Raw genomic sequence first — 16,243 nt, forward strand, 5'->3', positions numbered from 1 at the left:
GGTATGTATATGGTTTCTCTTGACGAGGAGGCGTGCACCGGGTGCAACTCATGCGCAGACGGTTGTCCCGCGGGCATTTTGGATTTCGACGGGGAGAAGGCCTCTATCAAAGGCGACCCGTGCGACTGCATGGGCTGCGAGGCCTGCACGACGGTATGCCCGTCCGGCGCTATCACCGTGATGGAACTGTAGCGCCAACGAACCCCCCGGAAAACAGGAGGATATTATGGCAGAGAAGAGAGAAACCCCCCAGCTCGACGAGCTGGAGAAGGGTCCGTGGCCAAGCTTCGTGACCCAGATCAAGCGCGCCGGCGAGAAGAACGCCATGGCCGACGATCTGCTGGGGCTGCTCGAGACGTCCTACGAGGACAAGGTCGGCCACTGGAAGCACGGCGGCATCGTGGGCGTGAAGGGCTATGGCGGCGGCGTCATCGGCCGCTACACCGACATGCCCGAGGAGTTCCCGAACATCAGCGAGTTCCACACGGTGCGCGTGGCCCAGCCGAGCGGCTGGTTCTACACGACCGACATGCTGCGCGAGATCTGCGACGTGTGGGAGGAGCGCGGCAGCGGCCTCACGAACATGCACGGTTCCACCGGCGACATCATCTTGCTGGGAACGACCACCGACCAGCTGCAGCCCATCTTCGACGACATCAGCGACCGCGGCTTCGACCTGGGCGGCTCCGGTTCTGACCTGCGCTCGCCGAGCTGCTGCGTGGGCCCCGGCCGCTGCGAGCATGCCTGCTACGACACGCTTGACATGTGCTACGACCTGACCAACGAGTACCAGGACGAGATCCACCGTCCCATGTGGCCGTACAAGTTCAAGTTCAAGATGTCCGGCTGCGCGAACGACTGCGTGGCGGCCCAGGCGCGTGCCGACTGCTCGATCATCGGCACCTGGCGCGACTCCATCATCATCGACCAGGACGAGGTGAAAAAGTACGCCGCCGACGGCCTGGACATCCAGATGGACGTGTGCCACCGCTGCCCCTCGCACTGCCTGACCTACGACAAGGATACGCAGGAGCTCTCGGTGAACGCCGAGGAGTGCACGCGCTGCATGCACTGCATCAACGTCATGGGCAAGGCCATCAAGCAGGGCAAGGAGAAGGGCGCCACCATCATGATCGGCGCGAAGTCGACCATCGTGAAGTCCGCCTTCATGTCGTGGGTCATCGTGCCCTTCATGAAGATGGAGCCGCCCTACACCGAGTTCAAGGAGATGATGGACCGCATCTGGGACTGGTGGGACGAGAACGGCAAGACGCGCGAGCGCATCGGCGAGCTCATCTACCGCCTGGGCATGGGCGAGTTCCTGCGCGCCACGGGCATTCCGGCCGTTCCCCAGATGGTGTACCGTCCGCGCGCCAACCCCTACGTGTTCTGGCAGAAGGACGAGATCGAAGTCTAGCGCGCTCGCGCTTGAACCGTATTGTTCCCGTTGAAAGATGAGGTGAGTTACATGCCCAAGATCGACAATGGACCTCCGGACTACCGTAAGAACCTGCCGCCTATCGTGGAGCAGAACTACGGCAAGTGGGAGTACCACGAGTCGCCGCGTCCCGGCGTGCTGAAGCACGTGGGCCCGGCCGGGGCGCTGTACAGCGTCCGCTGCGCCTCGCCCCGCCTCGTGTGCGTCGACTTCATCCGCGACGTGTGCGCGCTGGCCGACAAGTACTGCGGCGGCTACCTGCGCTTCACCAGCCGCAACAACATCGAGTTCCTCGTGTCGGACGAGCAGAACGTCGAGCCGCTCATCGAAGAGTGCGAAGCTCAAGGGCTGCCCGTGGGCGGCACCGGCGCGTCCATCAGCAACGTCGTGCACACGCAGGGCTGGGTGCACTGCCATACGCCGGCCACCGACGCCTCCGGCATCACGAAGGCGGTCATGGACGACCTGTTCGAGTACTTCAAGCGCGACGACCTGCCCAACAAGCTGCGCATCGCCATGGCGTGCTGCCTGAACATGTGCGGCGCCGCCCACGTGAGCGACATCGCGCTCGTCGGCATCCACCGCACCGTGCCGCGCATGGACCACGAGGCCATCCGCAAGGGCACCGAGATTCCGAGCCTGGTGGCGTGCTGCCCCACGGCGGCCATCCGCCCCGACCCGAAGAACAAGAGCGTTACCATCGTGGAGGAGCGCTGCATGTACTGCGGCAACTGCTACACCATGTCGCCTGGCATGCACATCATGGATGCCAAGAACGACGGCGTGGCCATCCTGATCGGCGGCAAGGTGTCCAACGCCCGCACGGCGCCCAGCTTCTCGCGCATGGTCATCCCGTTTCTGCCGAACAACCCGCCGCGCTGGCCCGAGGTCACCGAGGCGGTGCGCCACATCGTGGATCTCTGGATCGCCAACGCCCGGAGGGGCGAGCGCTTGGGCGAGTGGGTCGAGCGCATCGGCTGGGAGCGTTTCTTCAGCCTGTCGGGCATCCCGTTCACCGACAAGCACATCGACGACTACATCTTCTCGCGCGAGACGTTCAGGACGTCGGCGGCGTTCAAGTACTAGCGCTTCGAGCTCTCAATCCGCGTCGGCGGGGCCGGCGGAACCGGTCGGCGCGGATTGGTCAACGATAGCCGACGACATCGCTTATCGCTGATCGAGTGTTTGAGGGACGAGCGGCATGCAGCTGCTCGAACAAAGAAAAGGGGATATTATGTCAACAAACAATACCAAGACCAACGGCGGGGGCCTCAAGAGCCTCTATTTGAAGGAGGACTGGTGGGCCGTATGGATCGGCCTCGGCATCGTCGTCGTCGCCCTGGTCCTTTGGGCAACCGGGCAGTCCGGCATCCTGGGCGCCCTCAACGTCAAGTTCGCGGGATACAGCGACTTCTCGGGCCTGCTGCCGTGTGTGACCGGGATCTTCCCGAACGCGATCATCCTTTACGTCGTATTGGCCGTCATCTTCTCCATCGTCATGGGCATCATGGGCAAGAACGTGCCCAAGTTCTTGGGCGGCTTCACGCTCCTCTACGTGATGGCCATCTTGGTCCAGATCCTCTCCGCTTGGAGCCTGGCGAAGCAGTTCAGCCTCGAAGCGCCGGTCATGGCCCTGATCGTGGGCATCATCATCGGCAACTTCGTGAAGATCCCGGACTGGTTCGAAGCCGGCATGCGCACCGAGTTCTACGTGAAGACCGGCATCGTGCTCATGGGCGCCACGCTTCCCTTCACGCTGATCCTGCAGTCCGGCCCGGTTGCCCTCATGCAGGCCACCATCATCGCCGTGTCCACCTTCCTGGTGATCTACTTCTGCGCCTCGCGCCTGTTCAAGCTTGAGAAGCCGTTCGCGGCGACGCTGGCCACCGGCGGTTCTATCTGCGGCGTGTCGGCCTCCATCGCCATCGGCTCTGCCGTGAACGCCAAGAAGGAGCACGTGTCGGTGTCCATCTCGATGGTTGTTATCTGGGCTACGATCATGGTGTTCCTGCTTCCCGTCGTCTGCCGCGCCCTCGGCTTGTCCGACGGCGCCTCCGGCGCGTGGATTGGCACGTCCGAGTTCGCGGACGCCGCCGGCATGGCCGCGGCCGCCCAGTTCGGCGACGGCGCCATCACCACGTTCACCCTCATGAAGGTCGTCGGCCGCGACATCTTCGTGGGCGTGTGGGCCTTCATCCTGGCCATCATCTCCGTCACCATGTGGGAGAAGGGCGAAAGCGCCGACGGCACCCGCCAGAAGCCGTCCGCCGGCGTTATCTGGGAGCGTTTCCCGAAGTTCGTCGTGGGCTTCTTCATCGCCTCCATCCTCATCACCGTCGTGACGTTGGCGAGCACTCCCGACGTTGCGGCCACCATCGACAAGCAGGTCCTCAGCCCCATCAAGGGCCTGCGCGGCTGGGCGTTCATCCTGTGCTTCCTCTGCATCGGCCTGACCACGCGCTTCAAGGCGCTCGCCGCCACCGGTTGGAAGCCCTTCGCGGCCTTCACCTGCGGCGTCGTGGTCAACGTGGCGCTCGGCTTCCTGTTCTCCACGATTATCCTGAACAGCTACTGGACGACCGTGGGACTCGGGTAAGCAATGGACGAGCCAACCGTAGTCAAGCATACCTGCATTCAAAGCGCCTGCTTCTTCCTCCCGTTCTTCGAGGCGGGGGAGTGGCGCCGGAGGGGGAAATCGCCTTGGAAGTCCGTCAAGAAGATCGAGGCGACTCCGGATGCGATTCGCGAGCTCGCGGCCTACACGAACCGGTGCATGTCGCACAGCGCGGCCGTCATGGAGTTTTTGCTCAGCATCCATGACGACTGGGAGATCACCGTCAAGAAGGACGGGGTGTGGATGGAGACGGAGACGATGATCTACGAGGACATCCTGCCCCGGCTCGAAGAGGCGGGGATCAGCGAGAACGACTACGCGCTCTACAGCGAGTACACGCGCAAATGGGGCATGATCTAGCCCCGGAGGTTCATGCTTGAAGCCGCAGGCGGTCTCGCTAAAACGGGGCTGCCTGCGGTTTTTTCACCGCAGGGGCGACGCGAGGGGAAAGGGGTCAAGATGAGAGCTTACGAGCGTATCGTGGAGGTGCTCGGCGACGAGGCCGACGCGGAGTCGCGCGAATGGGTGCGTCGCAAATACACCATCAGAGTGCGCGTCGCGGGGGTTGCCGCCTTCGCGCTGTTCGTGATGATCATGGGAATGTCGGGCACCCCCTGGTTCGCCATCAGCACGTTCATCCTTCTGCCGCTCATGATCGTCGCGGTTTTCTTCGGGGTGTTCATGAGGGGCTCGGTGAACAAGGGGCTCACGCGCCTCATCGACGACGACTGCGACCCGCTCCTGTGCGCTCGTTGGACGCTTGCCCTGCTCGAGAAGGACAAGAAGAACGCCGACCCGCGCAGCGGGCTGTTCAGCTATGCCTACGCCCTGCGATGGCAGGGCAAATGGAACGAGGCGGCCAAGCTCATGCGGGCTCTGGAGGACGACGCCGACCCCCAGGGGATGTTCCTCTACCACAACCTTCTGGCGTACTGTGCGTGGGACAAGCGCGACCTCAAGGGCCTCACTGCCGAGGTCAAGGCTTTGAAGGAGCTGCCCGCCGAGGGGCTGTCGAAGGATGCTGCTTCCCACATTGCCGAGCACGTGGCCCTGCGCGATATGCTGTCAAAGGAGCTTAACGGGAAGCCGTCCAAGGCGGCGGCCGGGTATCTCCAGGTTGCCGATGACCCCAAGGCCCTCCCCGCGCATCGCGTGCTGTTCTCGCTGAAGGCGGCGGGCTGCCTGGCCGATCCTGCCGAGCGGCATGCGCGCCTTGCCTACGTGGCGGAGCATGGCGGTACCACCTGGTGCACGGCGGAAGCGAGGAAGCAGTTGGAGAAGGAGTCCCGCAAGGAGCTCGCCGGTGCCCCTGCGGGCACGGCGTCCTAGGCGGGCACGAGGGAAGGGGCCAACGTGTCCGACATCACGAAAAGCGGGGTGCGGGCGCTTGTCGAGGCCGGCGACGAGACGGCTATCCTGGCGCTGTTCGACGAGGACCCGCATCGGGTGCAGCGCTTCCTCAAGCGGCTGGCCTGCGCGCCCGACGTGGCGCACCACGCGCGCACCGTCGCGTGCTTCCGCATGCTCTCGCGCGAGCGGTCGGCGGGTATGCCCGAGTTCTTCCGGGAGACCATCCGGCGCAGCCTGTGGGAGATGAACGAGGAGGGCGGCAACGTGGCGTGGTCGGCGCCGGAAATCGCCGCCGCCGTGGTGGCCGGCGCGCCCGAGCGTTACGGCCGGTTCGCCTCGTACCTGATCATGGCCGCTCTCGACGAGCCCACGTTCCACCCGAGCCTGCTCGCCGCCGCCGACCTCCTGGCCGCCGCCGACCCCGCGCTGGTGGAGGAGTTCCTGCCCCAGCTGGAGTCCCTGCGCCGCTGAGCCGGCGGGCGTGCTGTTATTAACGGCGGAACTCGTTACACGAATGCAAGGAAACTGGAACCGACCGAAGGTCCGTCTCTACAAAAGGGTTGCGCAGGCGGTCCGCTCGGCTTCCAGCAGCTCTTCCAGGAGGCGCTCGGCGGCCTCTTCATCGGCGGCTTGCACGAGGCGCTGGACGCGGCCGTCGGTGGCCTGCTGCCAGAAGCGGAGGCGGGCGGGCTCGTCGGGCAGGGCGGCGATGGCGCGCGGGCGCCAGGCGGCCAGAAGGTCGAGGTAGGCCTCGAAGCCCGCGGGGATGCGCTCCTCCAGCTCGCTGCGCAGCCGGCGCGCCGTGAGCGGGCTCGCGCCCTCGGTGGACACGGCGATGGACAGCTTGCCCCGGCGCAGCACCGAGGGGAGGAAGAACGTGCAGAGCTCCGGCCGGTCGGCCACGTTCACCATGAGATGGGCCTCCGACGCGTCGCGGTAGGCACGCGCGTTCACGTCCTCGTCATCGGTGGCCACGAACACGATGTCGGCGCCGCGCAGGTCGTCGGCATCGTAGGCCTTGGCGCGCCAGGCGCACCGGCCCGCGTCGACGAGCGCGCGGAGGGCGTCCGTGACCTCGGGCGCTACGACGGTGACGGCTGCCTCGGCGGCCAGCAGCCCCTCGACCTTCCGGGTGGCGACGGCGCCCCCGCCCACGACGAGCGCGGCGCGGTCCTGCAGGACGAGCGAGACGGGATACGTTGGCATGGCGCCCCTTTCCCCAAGGCGTGATCGGGCTTGGCGCCCGCGCCTGCCATTGTAGCGCACACGGTGGCGGACGGCTGCCGAAGCGCGGGGCAAAAAGCATTAAAAATGATGGTTGAACAGGTATTAAAGGTGGTCATCGCGTTTCGTAATGCCTTGATGAAAACCTTTTATTTTACAGGTGGCGAGCAGGATGATTTACTGGTAGCTGCGTGGGGAAGGGCAACGGGTTCGGCCCGGTACGCCTTCCTTGGCACGCGCCCTATCGAGGAGGAGGCTCGTATGCAAAAAGGTGCTGCAGATCCTGCCATCAAGCAAAAAGTTCTCGATTACCTTGACACGGTGGAGAAGGCGAAGAGCAAGGAGATAGCCAAGGCGATCTCCGAGGAGAAGTCCGCCGTCGACCTGGCCGTCAAAGAGCTTGCGTTCGAGGACAAGGTCGAATACCTCTACATCACCACCACGTTCGTCGCCCTGAAGGGCAAAGTCGCCCCTCCCGAATAAGACGTGCTCATGGGCACGGTCTACGGGGAGATCGACGCGAGGAGAAGTTCTCTCTTCAAGGCTTGGAGGGCGTGTTTCGACGGCGGGTCCGAATCCGCCTTCCCTGTTGCGGCGGGGAAGGCGGGCCGGTTTTCCAATCCCGCCGCCTATCTTGCCGACGAGTGCGCAAGCGACGTGCTCGCCTGGTTGGCAGACGCGGGGGAAGAGGCGGATATTCCCGCCTCGGTGGCCGACTGGTGCCGCCTGCGAGCCGTCCAGGAGACGGATCAGGCGCATGCGTTGCGCCCTCTTCTCGATCTGAAGCAGGTTGTACGCGACGCTGTGGGCGTCGCAGCCGGCGACGAAGAGCTCGCCTCGGTGGACGAGCGCATCGACGCCTTGGGGCGCTACGCGTCCGACCGGTACGTCGAATCTCGGGAGAAGCTGAACCAGATCAGGTTGGACGAGATGCAGAGAGGTGAGGGTCTCATGAACAGAAGGCTGGCCCGTGAACGGGCCCGGCGCGAGGGGGACGCGGTATGAGGATCGTCGGCCCCCTGATCTTGACGTTGGCCCTCGCCGCCGTGGCCTGGGTGGGCACGCAGTACGCGGGCCTCTACGCCGTGTTCGGCATCGTCATTCCCTATCTCGCCCTGGCGAGCTTCGTGGGCGGGTTTGTGTTCCGCCTCGTGAAGTGGGGTAAGTCGGCCGTGCCGTTCCGTATCCCCACCACCTGCGGCCAGCAGAAGTCGCTGCCGTGGGTCAAGCAGAACAAGATAGAGAACCCCTCGTCCTTCGCGGGCGTCGTGGGCCGCATGCTGCTCGAGGTGCTGGTGTTCCGGTCGCTGTTCCGCAACACGAAGACCGAGAAGCAGGGCGAGGCCCTCGGCGTGGGCTCGGCGAAGTGGCTGTGGCTCGGCGCGCTCGTGTTCCACTGGTCCATGCTGATCATCGTGCTGCGCCACCTGCGCTTCTTCCTGGAGCCGGTGCCGGGGGCCATCGTGGCCCTCGAAGGCGCCGACGCGTTCTTCCAGATCGGGCTGCCGGCACTCTACCTCACCGACCTTTTGATCGTGAGCGCGCTCACGTTCCTGTTCATCCGGCGCGTCGTGATCCCGCGCGTGCGCTACCTGTCGCTGCCGAACGACTTCTTCCCTCTGTTCCTGCTGCTGGGCGTGGTCATAGCCGGCATCGCGATGCGCTACTTCTTCCGCGTTGACATCGAGGGCGTCAAGGAAGTGGCCATGGGGCTGGTGACGCTGCATCCGGTGGTGATAGCCGGCATCGGCTCCATATTCTACGTGCACCTTTTCCTGGCGAGCGTGCTCATCGGGTACTTCCCGTGGAGCAAGCTCATGCACGCCGGCGGCATCGTGCTGTCGCCCACGCGCAACCAGGCCAACGACAGCCGCGCGGTGCGCCACGTGAACCCGTGGAACCCCGACCTGCCCGTGCACACGTACGCCGAATACGAAGACGAGTTCAAGGACAAGCTGGTCAAGGCCGGGTTGCCGCTGGATGCGGAGTGAGGGCGATGGCGAAACTACCGAAACAAGACGAGCTTCTGGACTTCTCCTTCGACGTGCCCAAGACGGGCTGGATGCACACGCCCACCGAGTTCAAGGAGGGCATGTACTGCTACGGCACGAAGCCGAAGAACCTCGAGGTCGTGGGCATGCCGAACGGCCACGACTGGTCGCCGGCCGACGAGGACTGGCATTTGCCGGAGGGCTGGAAGGACATCGTCCTCAACGGCATGGAAGACCTCATGAAGAAGTACCGCTCGTTCAAGCTGTACATGGACGTGTGCGTGCGCTGCGGTGCCTGCGCCGACAAGTGCCACTTCTACCAGGGCACGGGCGACCCCAAGAACATGCCGGTGGTGCGCGCGGAGCTGCTGCGCTCGGTGTACCGCCGCTACTTCACCACGTCCGGCAAGCTGCTCGGCGAGCTGGTGGGCGCGCGCGACCTCACCGAGGACGTCATCAAGGAATGGCACTACTACTTCTACCAGTGCACGGAGTGCCGCCGCTGCTCGGTGTTCTGCCCCTACGGCATAGACCAGGCCGAGATCACCCTCATGGGCCGCGAGCTGCTGAACCTGCTGGGCCTGAACACGGAATGGATAGCCGGGCCGGTTGCCAACTGCTACATGAAGGGCAACCACGTGGGCCTCGAGCCCCAGACCATCATGAGCAACATCGAGTTCCTCATGGAGGACCTGCAGGACATCACCGGCAAGACCATCAACCCGTCGTTCAACCGCAAGGGCGCCGAGATCCTGTTCGTGGTGCCGTCGGGCGACTTGTACGCCGAGCCCGGCACGTACACGTTCATGGGCTACATGCTGCTGTTCGAGCAGCTGGGGCTGGACTACACGCTGTCCACGTACGCATCGGAGGGCGGCAACTTCGGCTTCTTCACGGCCAACGACATGGCCAAGCGCCTGAACGCGAAGATGTACGCCGAGGCGAAGCGCCTGGGCGTGAAGTGGATACTGGGCGGCGAGTGCGGCCACATGTGGCGCCTGGTGAACCAGTACATGGACACGTGGAACGGCCCGGCGGACTTCCTGAAGGTTCCCGTGTCGCCCATCACCGGCACGCGGTTCGAGAACGCGGCCTCCACGAAGATGGTGCACATCACCGAGTTCACGGCCGACCTGCTGTACCACGACAAGATCAAGGTGGACCCGAGCCGCAACGACCATCTGGTGGTCACGTACCACGACTCGTGCAACACCTCGCGCGCCATGGGCCTTTTGGAGGAGCCGCGCTACATCATCAACAAGGTGTGCAACCACTTCCACGAGATGCCCGAGGAGACCATCCGCGAGAAGACGCTGTGCTGCGGCAGCGGGTCGGGCCTGAACGCGGGCGAGAACATGGAGCTGCGCATGCGCGGCGGCTTCCCCCGCGCGAACGCCGTGCGCCACGTGCGCGACAAGTACGGCGTGAACACGCTGGCGAACATCTGCGCGCTCGACCGCGCGTCGTTCCCGGCCCTCATGGACTACTGGGTGCCCGGGACGAAGGTCATGGGCGTGCACGAGCTGGTGGGCAACGCGCTCGTGCTGGACGGCGAGGGCGAGCGCACGCTCGACCTGCGCCTGGAGGAGCTGCCGAAGAAGCTCGCGCCGGCGCCCGCGGAGGGCGCGGGGGCGGCGCGCGACGGGGAAGGCGGGGCGGACCATGTATAAGGGAGGAAGGATCATCGCCTTCGCGGCGCTGTTCTGCCTGGCGGTGCTGTCGCCGTTCATCGTGAACCTGGCCAACGCCGCGCCGGCCCCCGAGACGAGCCTCGACACGCCCGCCATCAACGCGCAGCAGGCGAAGGAGTGCGTGGCGTCGACGGAGTACATGAAGGACAACCACATGCAGCTGCTCGACGAGTGGCGCAACGACGTGGTGCGCGACGGCTCGCGCGAGTACGAGAGCGCGTCGGGGCAGGTGTACGAGAAGAGCTTGGACGGCACCTGCCTGGAATGCCACTCGAACCGCGAGGAGTTCTGCGATTCCTGCCACGACTACGCGTCGGTCGATCCGTACTGCTGGGACTGCCACGACGGCGAAGCGTCATGAGGCGCGGGCGGCCAAGGCGTTTCACGGGGGCGATGAGAGGAGCCGGGTACCGGTCATGAAGAGACGTGATTTTCTGATAGCGGGAGCTGCGCTCGGCGTTGCCGGCCTGGGGTGCCTGGGCGGCTGCAGCTCGTACACCGGGACGGCCCGAGCGTCCGCAGGCGGCGTCGAGGGCCGGCATTGGGGGTTCGTGGTCGACGTGGAGCGGTTCAACCGCGAGGCCGACATGGGCAAGATCCAGGCGGCGTGCCATCATGCCCACAACGTTCCCGACATCGGCGATCCGAAGGAGGAGGTCAAGTGGATATGGGGCGAGCCTTTCGAGGCCAGCTTCGCCGACATCCACTCCGAGCACCCCTCGCGCGAACTGGAAGAAGCCACCGTGCCGGTGCTCTGCAACCACTGCGAGGAGCCGCCGTGCGTGCGCGTGTGCCCCACGAAGGCCACGTTCAAGCGAGACGACGGCATCGTCGAGATGGACTACCACCGCTGCATCGGCTGCCGGTTCTGCATGGCGGCCTGCCCCTACGGCGCGCGCAGCCTGAACTTCCGCGATCCGGGGCCGTGCCTCGACGAGGTCGATCCCTCCTATCCCACGCGCACGAAGGGCGTGGTGGAGAAGTGCATGATGTGCGCTGACCGCATCGACGCGGGCGAGCTGCCGCTGTGCGTGGAGGCGTCGAACGGCACCATCCTGTTCGGCGACCTGAACGATCCGGACTCCGACGTGCGCCGTGCGCTCGACGAGTCGTTCGCCGTGAGAAGGCGCACGTCGCTCGGCACCGGCCCGAGCGTCTACTACATGATCAAGGGAGGCGAGGCGCATGCTTGAGAAGGCTTTGCGCGGCTCTAAGGGCTACTATGCCTGGGTCGGCATCCTGCTGCTGGGCATCGTCGCGGGCGTGGCCGCCTATGCGAACCAGCTGGCGAACGGCCTCACGCTCACCGGCATGAGCCGCGACGTATCGTGGGGCCTGTACATCTCCCAGTTCGTGTTCCTGGTGGGCGTGGCGGCCTCGGGCGTCATGGTGGCCATCCCGTACTACCTGCACCATTTCAAGACCTACGCGAAGATCGTCGTCATCGGCGAGTTCATGGCGGTGGCGGCCGTGCTCACGGCCGTGCTGTTCATTGTGGTGGACTTGGGCCAGCCTATGCGCGTGCTGAACGTGATCCTGTTCCCCACGCCGAACTCCATCCTGTTCTGGGACATGTGCGTGCTCTCTTCGTACCTGGTGGTGAACCTGGTCATCGGGTGGACGGTGCTCGGCGCCGAGAAGAAGGGCTTCCCGCCGCCCCGGTGGACGCATGTGCTGAGCATCATCGCCATTCCGCTGGCCATCGGCATCCACACGGTCACGGCGTTCTTGATCTCGGGTTTGGCGGGGCGCGAGTACTGGCTCACGGCCATCATGGCCGCGCGTTTCCTGGCTTCCGCGTTCGCCGCAGGGCCGGCGCTGCTCATCGTGCTGTGCCTGGTGCTGCGCAAGACCGCGCGGTTCAACGTGAGCGACAAGGCCATCGACTCGCTCGCGAAGACGGTGTGCTACGCCATGATCGCCAACGTGTTCTTCTTCATACTCGAGGTGTTCACGGCCTTCTACAGCAACATGCCCGGGCACAAGGCTCCCATCGAGTACCTGTTCTTCGGCTTGGACGGCCATGCGCAGCTCGTTCCCGTCATGTGGCTGGCGGCTGTGCTGGCCATCGGGGGCATCCTGCTTCTGCTCGTGCCCAAGCTGCGGCGTTCCCACAAGGTGCTCGTGCCGGCGCTTGCGGCGGTGTTCTTCGCCTGCCTGATCGACAAGGGGCTGGGCCTCGTGCTGGGCGGCTTCGTGCCGAACTCGTTCGAGCAGGTGGTGGAGTATATCCCCAATCCGAACGAGCTCCTGGTCATCGTGGGCGTGTACAGCATCGGGGCGCTCGCGCTCACCGTGCTGTGCAAGGTGGCCGTGGGCGTGCGCGCCGAGAACGGCGACCTCGCCCCGGTGCCGGCGGCGCCGAAAGGCGCGGGCGCGGAGGCGGGCGACGGCCGCGCGGAAGGTGGCGTCGCGGTGGGCGGTGCCCTGGAGGAGCCGGCCGCCTCGTAGAGACGAGCATCGGCCGGCGGAGCAGTCCGTCGGCTGGTCATAGATGATGCACGACGATCAAAGGAGGATAGCTATGGCTGAGTTGGTGGTTGGAGATCGCACGCTCGCGCTCGACGAGGACGGGTTCCTCGAGGACGCCAGCCTGTGGGACGAAGAGGTTGCGGAGAAGCTCGCCGAGACCGAGGACGTGGTGCTGACCGACGAGCACTGGGAGGTCATCAACTACCTGCGCGGGTACTACGCCGAGTTCGGCGTGGCCCCCATGGTGCGCAAGATGCTGAGGGACACCGGCAAGTCCAACGCCGAGATCTACGAGCTGTTCCCCAGCGGCCCCGGCAAGGGAGCCTGCAAGATCGCCGGCCTGCTGAAGCCGACCGGCTGCGTGTAGGCCTTCGCGTCCGGGCGCGTTGGAGGGAGACGCGCCCGGACGGGGGACGTTTTATGTCAGCTATAGAGACGACAGGCCCGGTTGTGCCCCGGGTCATGATTGCCGCGCCCCATGGCAGGAGCGGCAAGACGGTCCTCACGCTGGGGCTGCTGCGCGCGCTGCGCCGGCAAGGGTGCGCTGTCCAGCCCTTCAAGAAGGGCGCCGACTTCATCGACCCTGGCTGGCATACGGTGGCAGCCGGCAGGACGAGCCGCAACCTTGACCGCTACTTCATGGAGCCCGACCAGATACGCGCCGTGGTGCGCGGGGCATCGGCGGGCGCCGACGTGTGCGTGGTCGAGGCCGCCATGGGCCTGTACGACGGGCTGGATGCCGAGGGCAGCACGTCATCGGCCGAGATAGCTAAGATCACGGCCACGCCGGTCGTCCTCGTGCTGGACGTGACGCGCATGACGCGGACGGCGGGCGCCCTCGTTCTGGGATGCTGCGCGTTCGATACGGACGTGCGCATAGCGGGGGTCATCTTGAACCGGGTGCGCGGGGCGCGGCAGCGCGCGCTGGTCACGGAGGTGATCGAGCGCACGTGCGGCATTCCCGTGGTGGGCGCGGTTCCGGCCGATGCGCGGCTCAACGTGCCCGACCGCCATCTGGGCCTCGTGACGAGCGGCGAGACCGATGAGCGGGAGCGCCTGCTCGACGGTATTGCCGACGTGGTGGCGGAGTGGGTGGATCTGGATGCCGTGAGGGCCATCGCGGCGAGCGCGGGGGAGCTGCCGGCAGCGGAGGCATCGACCGACGCGGTGCCCCAGGCGGCGTGGGCGGCCGCGCACGGCGAGGCTGAGAGCGAAGTCGCCGCCTCCGCCCCTACCGGCGCGCAGGCAAGCGGGGTTACCGGCCCTGCTGCACCGGCTGGAGTCGTGCGCGGGGATGCTGATGCCGCGCGGGCGACCATCGCCGTCGTGCGCGACGAGGCGTTCTCGTTCTACTACCCCGAGAACCTTGCCGCGCTCGAGCGCGCGGGCGCGCGCCTGGTGTTCGTGCGCAGCCTGGGAGACGAGGCCTTGCCGTTCGACGTGGACGGGCTGTACGTGGGCGGCGGCTTCCCCGAGGAGTTCGCCGAGCAGCTGCAGGCCAACGAGGCTTTCCGCCGCAGCGTGCGCGAGCGCGCCGAGCACGGCCTGCCCGTGTACGCCGAATGCGGCGGCCTCATGTACCTGGGACGCCGCCTGGTGCATCGCGGCCGGAGCTACGACATGGCGGGCGTGCTGGGCTTGGACACGGTCGTGCAGGACAGGCAGACGGCGCACGGTTACGCCCGCGCCGTCGTGGACGCGTCCGGCTCCTGGCTCGATCCCGGCATGGTGCTCGTGGGCCACGAGCACCATCACTCGCAGGCGACGGACCTCGACCCCGCTCTGCGGTTCGCCTATGCGGTGGAGCGCGGCCGCGGCATCGTGCCCGGCTTCGACGGCGCGTGCACCGGCAACGTGGTGGCCGGCTACCTGCACGTGAACGCCCTCGCCTCGCCTGCATGGGCCCCCAGCTTCGTGCGGGCGGCCGAGCGTTACCGCGCGCTACGCAGCGCGCGATAACCATCTCGAAGCGGCTGCGCGGCAAGCCTCCCCCTGGGCGCCGCGCACGCCGCCACCGTTCCTTCTCCGTGCTCGGTCGCCGGATGCGCTACAATAGCGGGCAATCGAAACGCACGAGACGAAAAGGAACTCTCCATGGCAATCCAATCCCCCGAAGGCACGCGCGACCTGCTTCCCGACGAGGCGAAGTTCTGGGCGCGCTTCAAGGCCGTGGCCGCGGACATCTTCGGCCGCTACGGCTACCTGCCCATCGAGACGCCGCTGTTCGAGCAGACGGAGCTCTTCGTGCGCGGCATCGGCGAGGCCACCGACGTGGTGTCGAAGGAGATGTTCACCGCCATCTCGGGCCAGAACCTGCAAACGCTCCTTGACGGCGGCTCCATCAAGGCGAAGAGCCGCCTGTCGCTGCGGCCCGAGGGCACGGCCGGCGTCGTGCGCGCCGTGGTGCAGCACGACCTGGTGCCGCAGGGCGCGCAGCCGGCGAAGCTCATGTACGCAGGCCCGATGTTCCGCGCCGAGCGCCCGCAGAAGGGCCGCCAGCGCCAGTTCAACCAGGTGGGCATCGAGTGCCTGGGCGCCGAGGAGCCCAGCGTGGACGCCGAGGGCATCATCATGCTCATGCGCTTCTACGCCGCCATCGGCATCCCGGTGGAGAGCACGCGCCTGCTCGTGAACTCCATGGGATGCGACGCGTGCCGCCCGGCCTACCGCGAGGCCGTGCGTTCCTACCTGGCCGAGCATGCGGGCGAGCTCTGCGAGGAATGCAACCGCCGCGCGGAGATCAACCCGCTGCGCGCGTTCGACTGCAAGAACCCCGGATGCGCCGCCGTCATGGAGGGCGCGCCGAAGATCACCGACCACCTGTGCGACGACTGCCGCGAGCACTACGAGGCCGTGAAGTCCTACCTGGACGGCGCGGGGCTCGCCTACGTGGAGGACCCGAAGCTCGTGCGCGGGCTCGACTACTACACGCGCACGGTGTTCGAGGTGCAGGTGACCGAGGGAATGGGCAGCCAGAACGCCATCGGCGGCGGTGGGCGCTACGACAAGCTGGCCCAGGAGGTGGGCGGCCGTCCCACGCCCGGCTTCGGCTGGGCGCTCGGCTACGAGCGCTGCGTGCTGGCGCTCGAGGCGGCGGGCGGTGCGTTCCCGCCGGCCGCGCGCTGCGACTTCTTCGTGGCGTGCGTGGACGACTCGGTGCGCGCGGAAGCCTTCTCGCTCGTGCAGGCCCTGCGCGACGCCGGTTTCGCCGGCGAGGTCGACCACCAGCACCGCAGCCTCAAGAGCCAGTTCAAGCTGGCCGACAAGCTGCATGCCTCCCATGTGGCCGTGCTCGGGCCCGACGAGCTGGCCGAGGGCAAGGTGAAGGTGCGCGACATGCAGACGCACGAGGAACGCCTCGCAGACTTTGCGGAAGCGAAGGCGCTGCTAGCCCGCTTGTCCGCCGAGCCCCAGGGCTGCGAGCCCCCGAATATCGAAGACGTGTTCGGCGCGTAGGGGCCCT

At 66.3% G+C, this 16,243-nt stretch carries 18 protein-coding genes; 17 read left to right on the top strand and 1 reads right to left on the bottom strand.

What is annotated here, in order from left to right:
• Nucleotides 1-3: 3 nt before the first annotated feature.
• The 7 genes from BN3560_RS09285 (at nucleotide 4) to BN3560_RS09315 (ending at nucleotide 5,873) form a co-directional block, all read left to right on the top strand.
• Entirely contained in the window at nucleotides 4-192 is a 189-nt protein-coding gene (locus tag BN3560_RS09285; RefSeq protein WP_087189912.1) for a 4Fe-4S dicluster domain-containing protein, read from the top strand.
• A 34-nt stretch (nucleotides 193-226) separates the two neighbouring features.
• On the top strand, nucleotides 227-1,417 hold the full coding sequence (gene dsrA, locus BN3560_RS09290) for a dissimilatory-type sulfite reductase subunit alpha (RefSeq protein ID WP_096227832.1): 1,191 nt from the start codon (nucleotides 227-229) through the stop codon (nucleotides 1,415-1,417).
• Between the two features lie 51 nt (nucleotides 1,418-1,468).
• Nucleotides 1,469-2,524, top strand: coding sequence for a dissimilatory-type sulfite reductase subunit beta (dsrB, locus tag BN3560_RS09295; protein WP_096227833.1), 1,056 nt, complete (start codon nucleotides 1,469-1,471; stop codon nucleotides 2,522-2,524).
• A 148-nt stretch (nucleotides 2,525-2,672) separates the two neighbouring features.
• A complete protein-coding gene (locus BN3560_RS09300; RefSeq protein WP_096227834.1) occupies nucleotides 2,673-4,034 on the top strand; it encodes a YeiH family protein in 1,362 nt (453 codons plus the stop codon).
• A gap of 3 nt (nucleotides 4,035-4,037) precedes the next feature.
• A complete protein-coding gene (locus BN3560_RS09305; RefSeq protein WP_015539522.1) occupies nucleotides 4,038-4,412 on the top strand; it encodes a hypothetical protein in 375 nt (124 codons plus the stop codon).
• Nucleotides 4,413-4,511: 99 nt separating this feature from the next.
• Nucleotides 4,512-5,381: a hypothetical protein gene (locus BN3560_RS09310; RefSeq protein ID WP_096227835.1), complete on the top strand. Its 870-nt coding sequence runs from the start codon at nucleotides 4,512-4,514 to the stop codon at nucleotides 5,379-5,381.
• Between the two features lie 24 nt (nucleotides 5,382-5,405).
• The gene (locus BN3560_RS09315; protein WP_096227836.1) at nucleotides 5,406-5,873 is read left to right on the top strand and encodes a hypothetical protein; all 468 of its coding nucleotides are present in this window, start codon (nucleotides 5,406-5,408) and stop codon (nucleotides 5,871-5,873) included.
• Nucleotides 5,874-5,951: 78 nt separating this feature from the next.
• On the opposite strand, the gene BN3560_RS09320 is transcribed toward BN3560_RS09315, so the two are convergent.
• Nucleotides 5,952-6,608: a precorrin-2 dehydrogenase/sirohydrochlorin ferrochelatase family protein gene (locus BN3560_RS09320; protein ID WP_096227837.1), complete on the bottom strand. Its 657-nt coding sequence runs from the start codon at nucleotides 6,606-6,608 to the stop codon at nucleotides 5,952-5,954.
• A 30-nt stretch (nucleotides 6,609-6,638) separates the two neighbouring features.
• On the opposite strand from BN3560_RS09320, the gene BN3560_RS14540 reads away from it, so the two are divergent.
• The 10 genes from BN3560_RS14540 (at nucleotide 6,639) to hisS (ending at nucleotide 16,236) form a co-directional block, all read left to right on the top strand.
• On the top strand, nucleotides 6,639-7,109 hold the full coding sequence (locus BN3560_RS14540) for a hypothetical protein (protein WP_197702184.1): 471 nt from the start codon (nucleotides 6,639-6,641) through the stop codon (nucleotides 7,107-7,109).
• Nucleotides 7,110-7,118: 9 nt separating this feature from the next.
• Nucleotides 7,119-7,631, top strand: coding sequence for a hypothetical protein (locus BN3560_RS09330; protein ID WP_087189903.1), 513 nt, complete (start codon nucleotides 7,119-7,121; stop codon nucleotides 7,629-7,631).
• On the top strand, nucleotides 7,628-8,617 hold the full coding sequence (gene dsrM, locus BN3560_RS09335) for a sulfate reduction electron transfer complex DsrMKJOP subunit DsrM (protein WP_096227838.1): 990 nt from the start codon (nucleotides 7,628-7,630) through the stop codon (nucleotides 8,615-8,617). Before BN3560_RS09330 ends, dsrM begins: the two co-directional genes overlap by 4 nt.
• 5 nt (nucleotides 8,618-8,622) lie before the next feature.
• Complete coding sequence (gene dsrK / locus BN3560_RS09340; protein WP_096227839.1) at nucleotides 8,623-10,287, top strand: sulfate reduction electron transfer complex DsrMKJOP subunit DsrK; 1,665 nt, start codon at nucleotides 8,623-8,625, stop codon at nucleotides 10,285-10,287.
• Nucleotides 10,280-10,669 carry a sulfate reduction electron transfer complex DsrMKJOP subunit DsrJ gene (dsrJ, locus tag BN3560_RS09345; RefSeq protein ID WP_096227840.1) on the top strand — a complete coding sequence of 130 codons (390 nt, stop codon included), beginning with the start codon at nucleotides 10,280-10,282 and terminating at the stop codon, nucleotides 10,667-10,669. Before dsrK ends, dsrJ begins: the two co-directional genes overlap by 8 nt.
• A gap of 55 nt (nucleotides 10,670-10,724) precedes the next feature.
• Nucleotides 10,725-11,501, top strand: a complete 777-nt coding sequence (gene dsrO, locus BN3560_RS09350) for a sulfate reduction electron transfer complex DsrMKJOP subunit DsrO (protein ID WP_096227841.1) — start codon at nucleotides 10,725-10,727, stop codon at nucleotides 11,499-11,501.
• Entirely contained in the window at nucleotides 11,494-12,759 is a 1,266-nt protein-coding gene (gene dsrP / locus BN3560_RS09355; protein WP_087189898.1) for a sulfate reduction electron transfer complex DsrMKJOP subunit DsrP, read from the top strand. The genes dsrO and dsrP overlap by 8 nt, the downstream gene beginning before the upstream one ends.
• Before the next feature lie 73 nt (nucleotides 12,760-12,832).
• On the top strand, nucleotides 12,833-13,147 hold the full coding sequence (locus BN3560_RS09360) for a TusE/DsrC/DsvC family sulfur relay protein (protein WP_015539531.1): 315 nt from the start codon (nucleotides 12,833-12,835) through the stop codon (nucleotides 13,145-13,147).
• A 53-nt stretch (nucleotides 13,148-13,200) separates the two neighbouring features.
• Complete coding sequence (locus BN3560_RS09365; protein WP_096227842.1) at nucleotides 13,201-14,739, top strand: cobyrinate a,c-diamide synthase; 1,539 nt, start codon at nucleotides 13,201-13,203, stop codon at nucleotides 14,737-14,739.
• A gap of 135 nt (nucleotides 14,740-14,874) precedes the next feature.
• On the top strand, nucleotides 14,875-16,236 hold the full coding sequence (gene hisS, locus BN3560_RS09370; RefSeq protein ID WP_096227843.1) for a histidine--tRNA ligase: 1,362 nt from the start codon (nucleotides 14,875-14,877) through the stop codon (nucleotides 16,234-16,236).
• The last annotated feature ends 7 nt before the right edge of the window (nucleotides 16,237-16,243 follow it).

The organism is Gordonibacter urolithinfaciens, assembly GCF_900199375.1.
In the GTDB taxonomy this organism is placed as follows: domain Bacteria; phylum Actinomycetota; class Coriobacteriia; order Coriobacteriales; family Eggerthellaceae; genus Gordonibacter; species Gordonibacter urolithinfaciens.

What these genes read in the sequence shown, in the direction of transcription:
- BN3560_RS09330 (WP_087189903.1), top strand. Translation starts at nt 7,119, where the DNA reads ATGGGCACGGTCTACGGGGAGATCGACGCGAGGAGAAGTTCTCTCTTC.
- BN3560_RS09360 (WP_015539531.1), top strand. Translation starts at nt 12,833, where the DNA reads ATGGCTGAGTTGGTGGTTGGAGATCGCACGCTCGCGCTCGACGAGGAC.
- dsrK (WP_096227839.1), top strand. Translation starts at nt 8,623, where the DNA reads ATGGCGAAACTACCGAAACAAGACGAGCTTCTGGACTTCTCCTTCGAC.
- BN3560_RS09285 (WP_087189912.1), top strand. Translation starts at nt 4, where the DNA reads ATGTATATGGTTTCTCTTGACGAGGAGGCGTGCACCGGGTGCAACTCA.
- dsrP (WP_087189898.1), top strand. Translation starts at nt 11,494, where the DNA reads ATGCTTGAGAAGGCTTTGCGCGGCTCTAAGGGCTACTATGCCTGGGTC.
- dsrA (WP_096227832.1), top strand. Translation starts at nt 227, where the DNA reads ATGGCAGAGAAGAGAGAAACCCCCCAGCTCGACGAGCTGGAGAAGGGT.
- BN3560_RS09310 (WP_096227835.1), top strand. Translation starts at nt 4,512, where the DNA reads ATGAGAGCTTACGAGCGTATCGTGGAGGTGCTCGGCGACGAGGCCGAC.
- hisS (WP_096227843.1), top strand. Translation starts at nt 14,875, where the DNA reads ATGGCAATCCAATCCCCCGAAGGCACGCGCGACCTGCTTCCCGACGAG.
- BN3560_RS09300 (WP_096227834.1), top strand. Translation starts at nt 2,673, where the DNA reads ATGTCAACAAACAATACCAAGACCAACGGCGGGGGCCTCAAGAGCCTC.
- dsrB (WP_096227833.1), top strand. Translation starts at nt 1,469, where the DNA reads ATGCCCAAGATCGACAATGGACCTCCGGACTACCGTAAGAACCTGCCG.
- dsrM (WP_096227838.1), top strand. Translation starts at nt 7,628, where the DNA reads ATGAGGATCGTCGGCCCCCTGATCTTGACGTTGGCCCTCGCCGCCGTG.
- dsrO (WP_096227841.1), top strand. Translation starts at nt 10,725, where the DNA reads ATGAAGAGACGTGATTTTCTGATAGCGGGAGCTGCGCTCGGCGTTGCC.
- BN3560_RS09320 (WP_096227837.1), bottom strand. Translation starts at nt 6,608, where the DNA reads ATGCCAACGTATCCCGTCTCGCTCGTCCTGCAGGACCGCGCCGCGCTC.
- BN3560_RS09305 (WP_015539522.1), top strand. Translation starts at nt 4,038, where the DNA reads ATGGACGAGCCAACCGTAGTCAAGCATACCTGCATTCAAAGCGCCTGC.
- BN3560_RS09365 (WP_096227842.1), top strand. Translation starts at nt 13,201, where the DNA reads ATGTCAGCTATAGAGACGACAGGCCCGGTTGTGCCCCGGGTCATGATT.
- dsrJ (WP_096227840.1), top strand. Translation starts at nt 10,280, where the DNA reads ATGTATAAGGGAGGAAGGATCATCGCCTTCGCGGCGCTGTTCTGCCTG.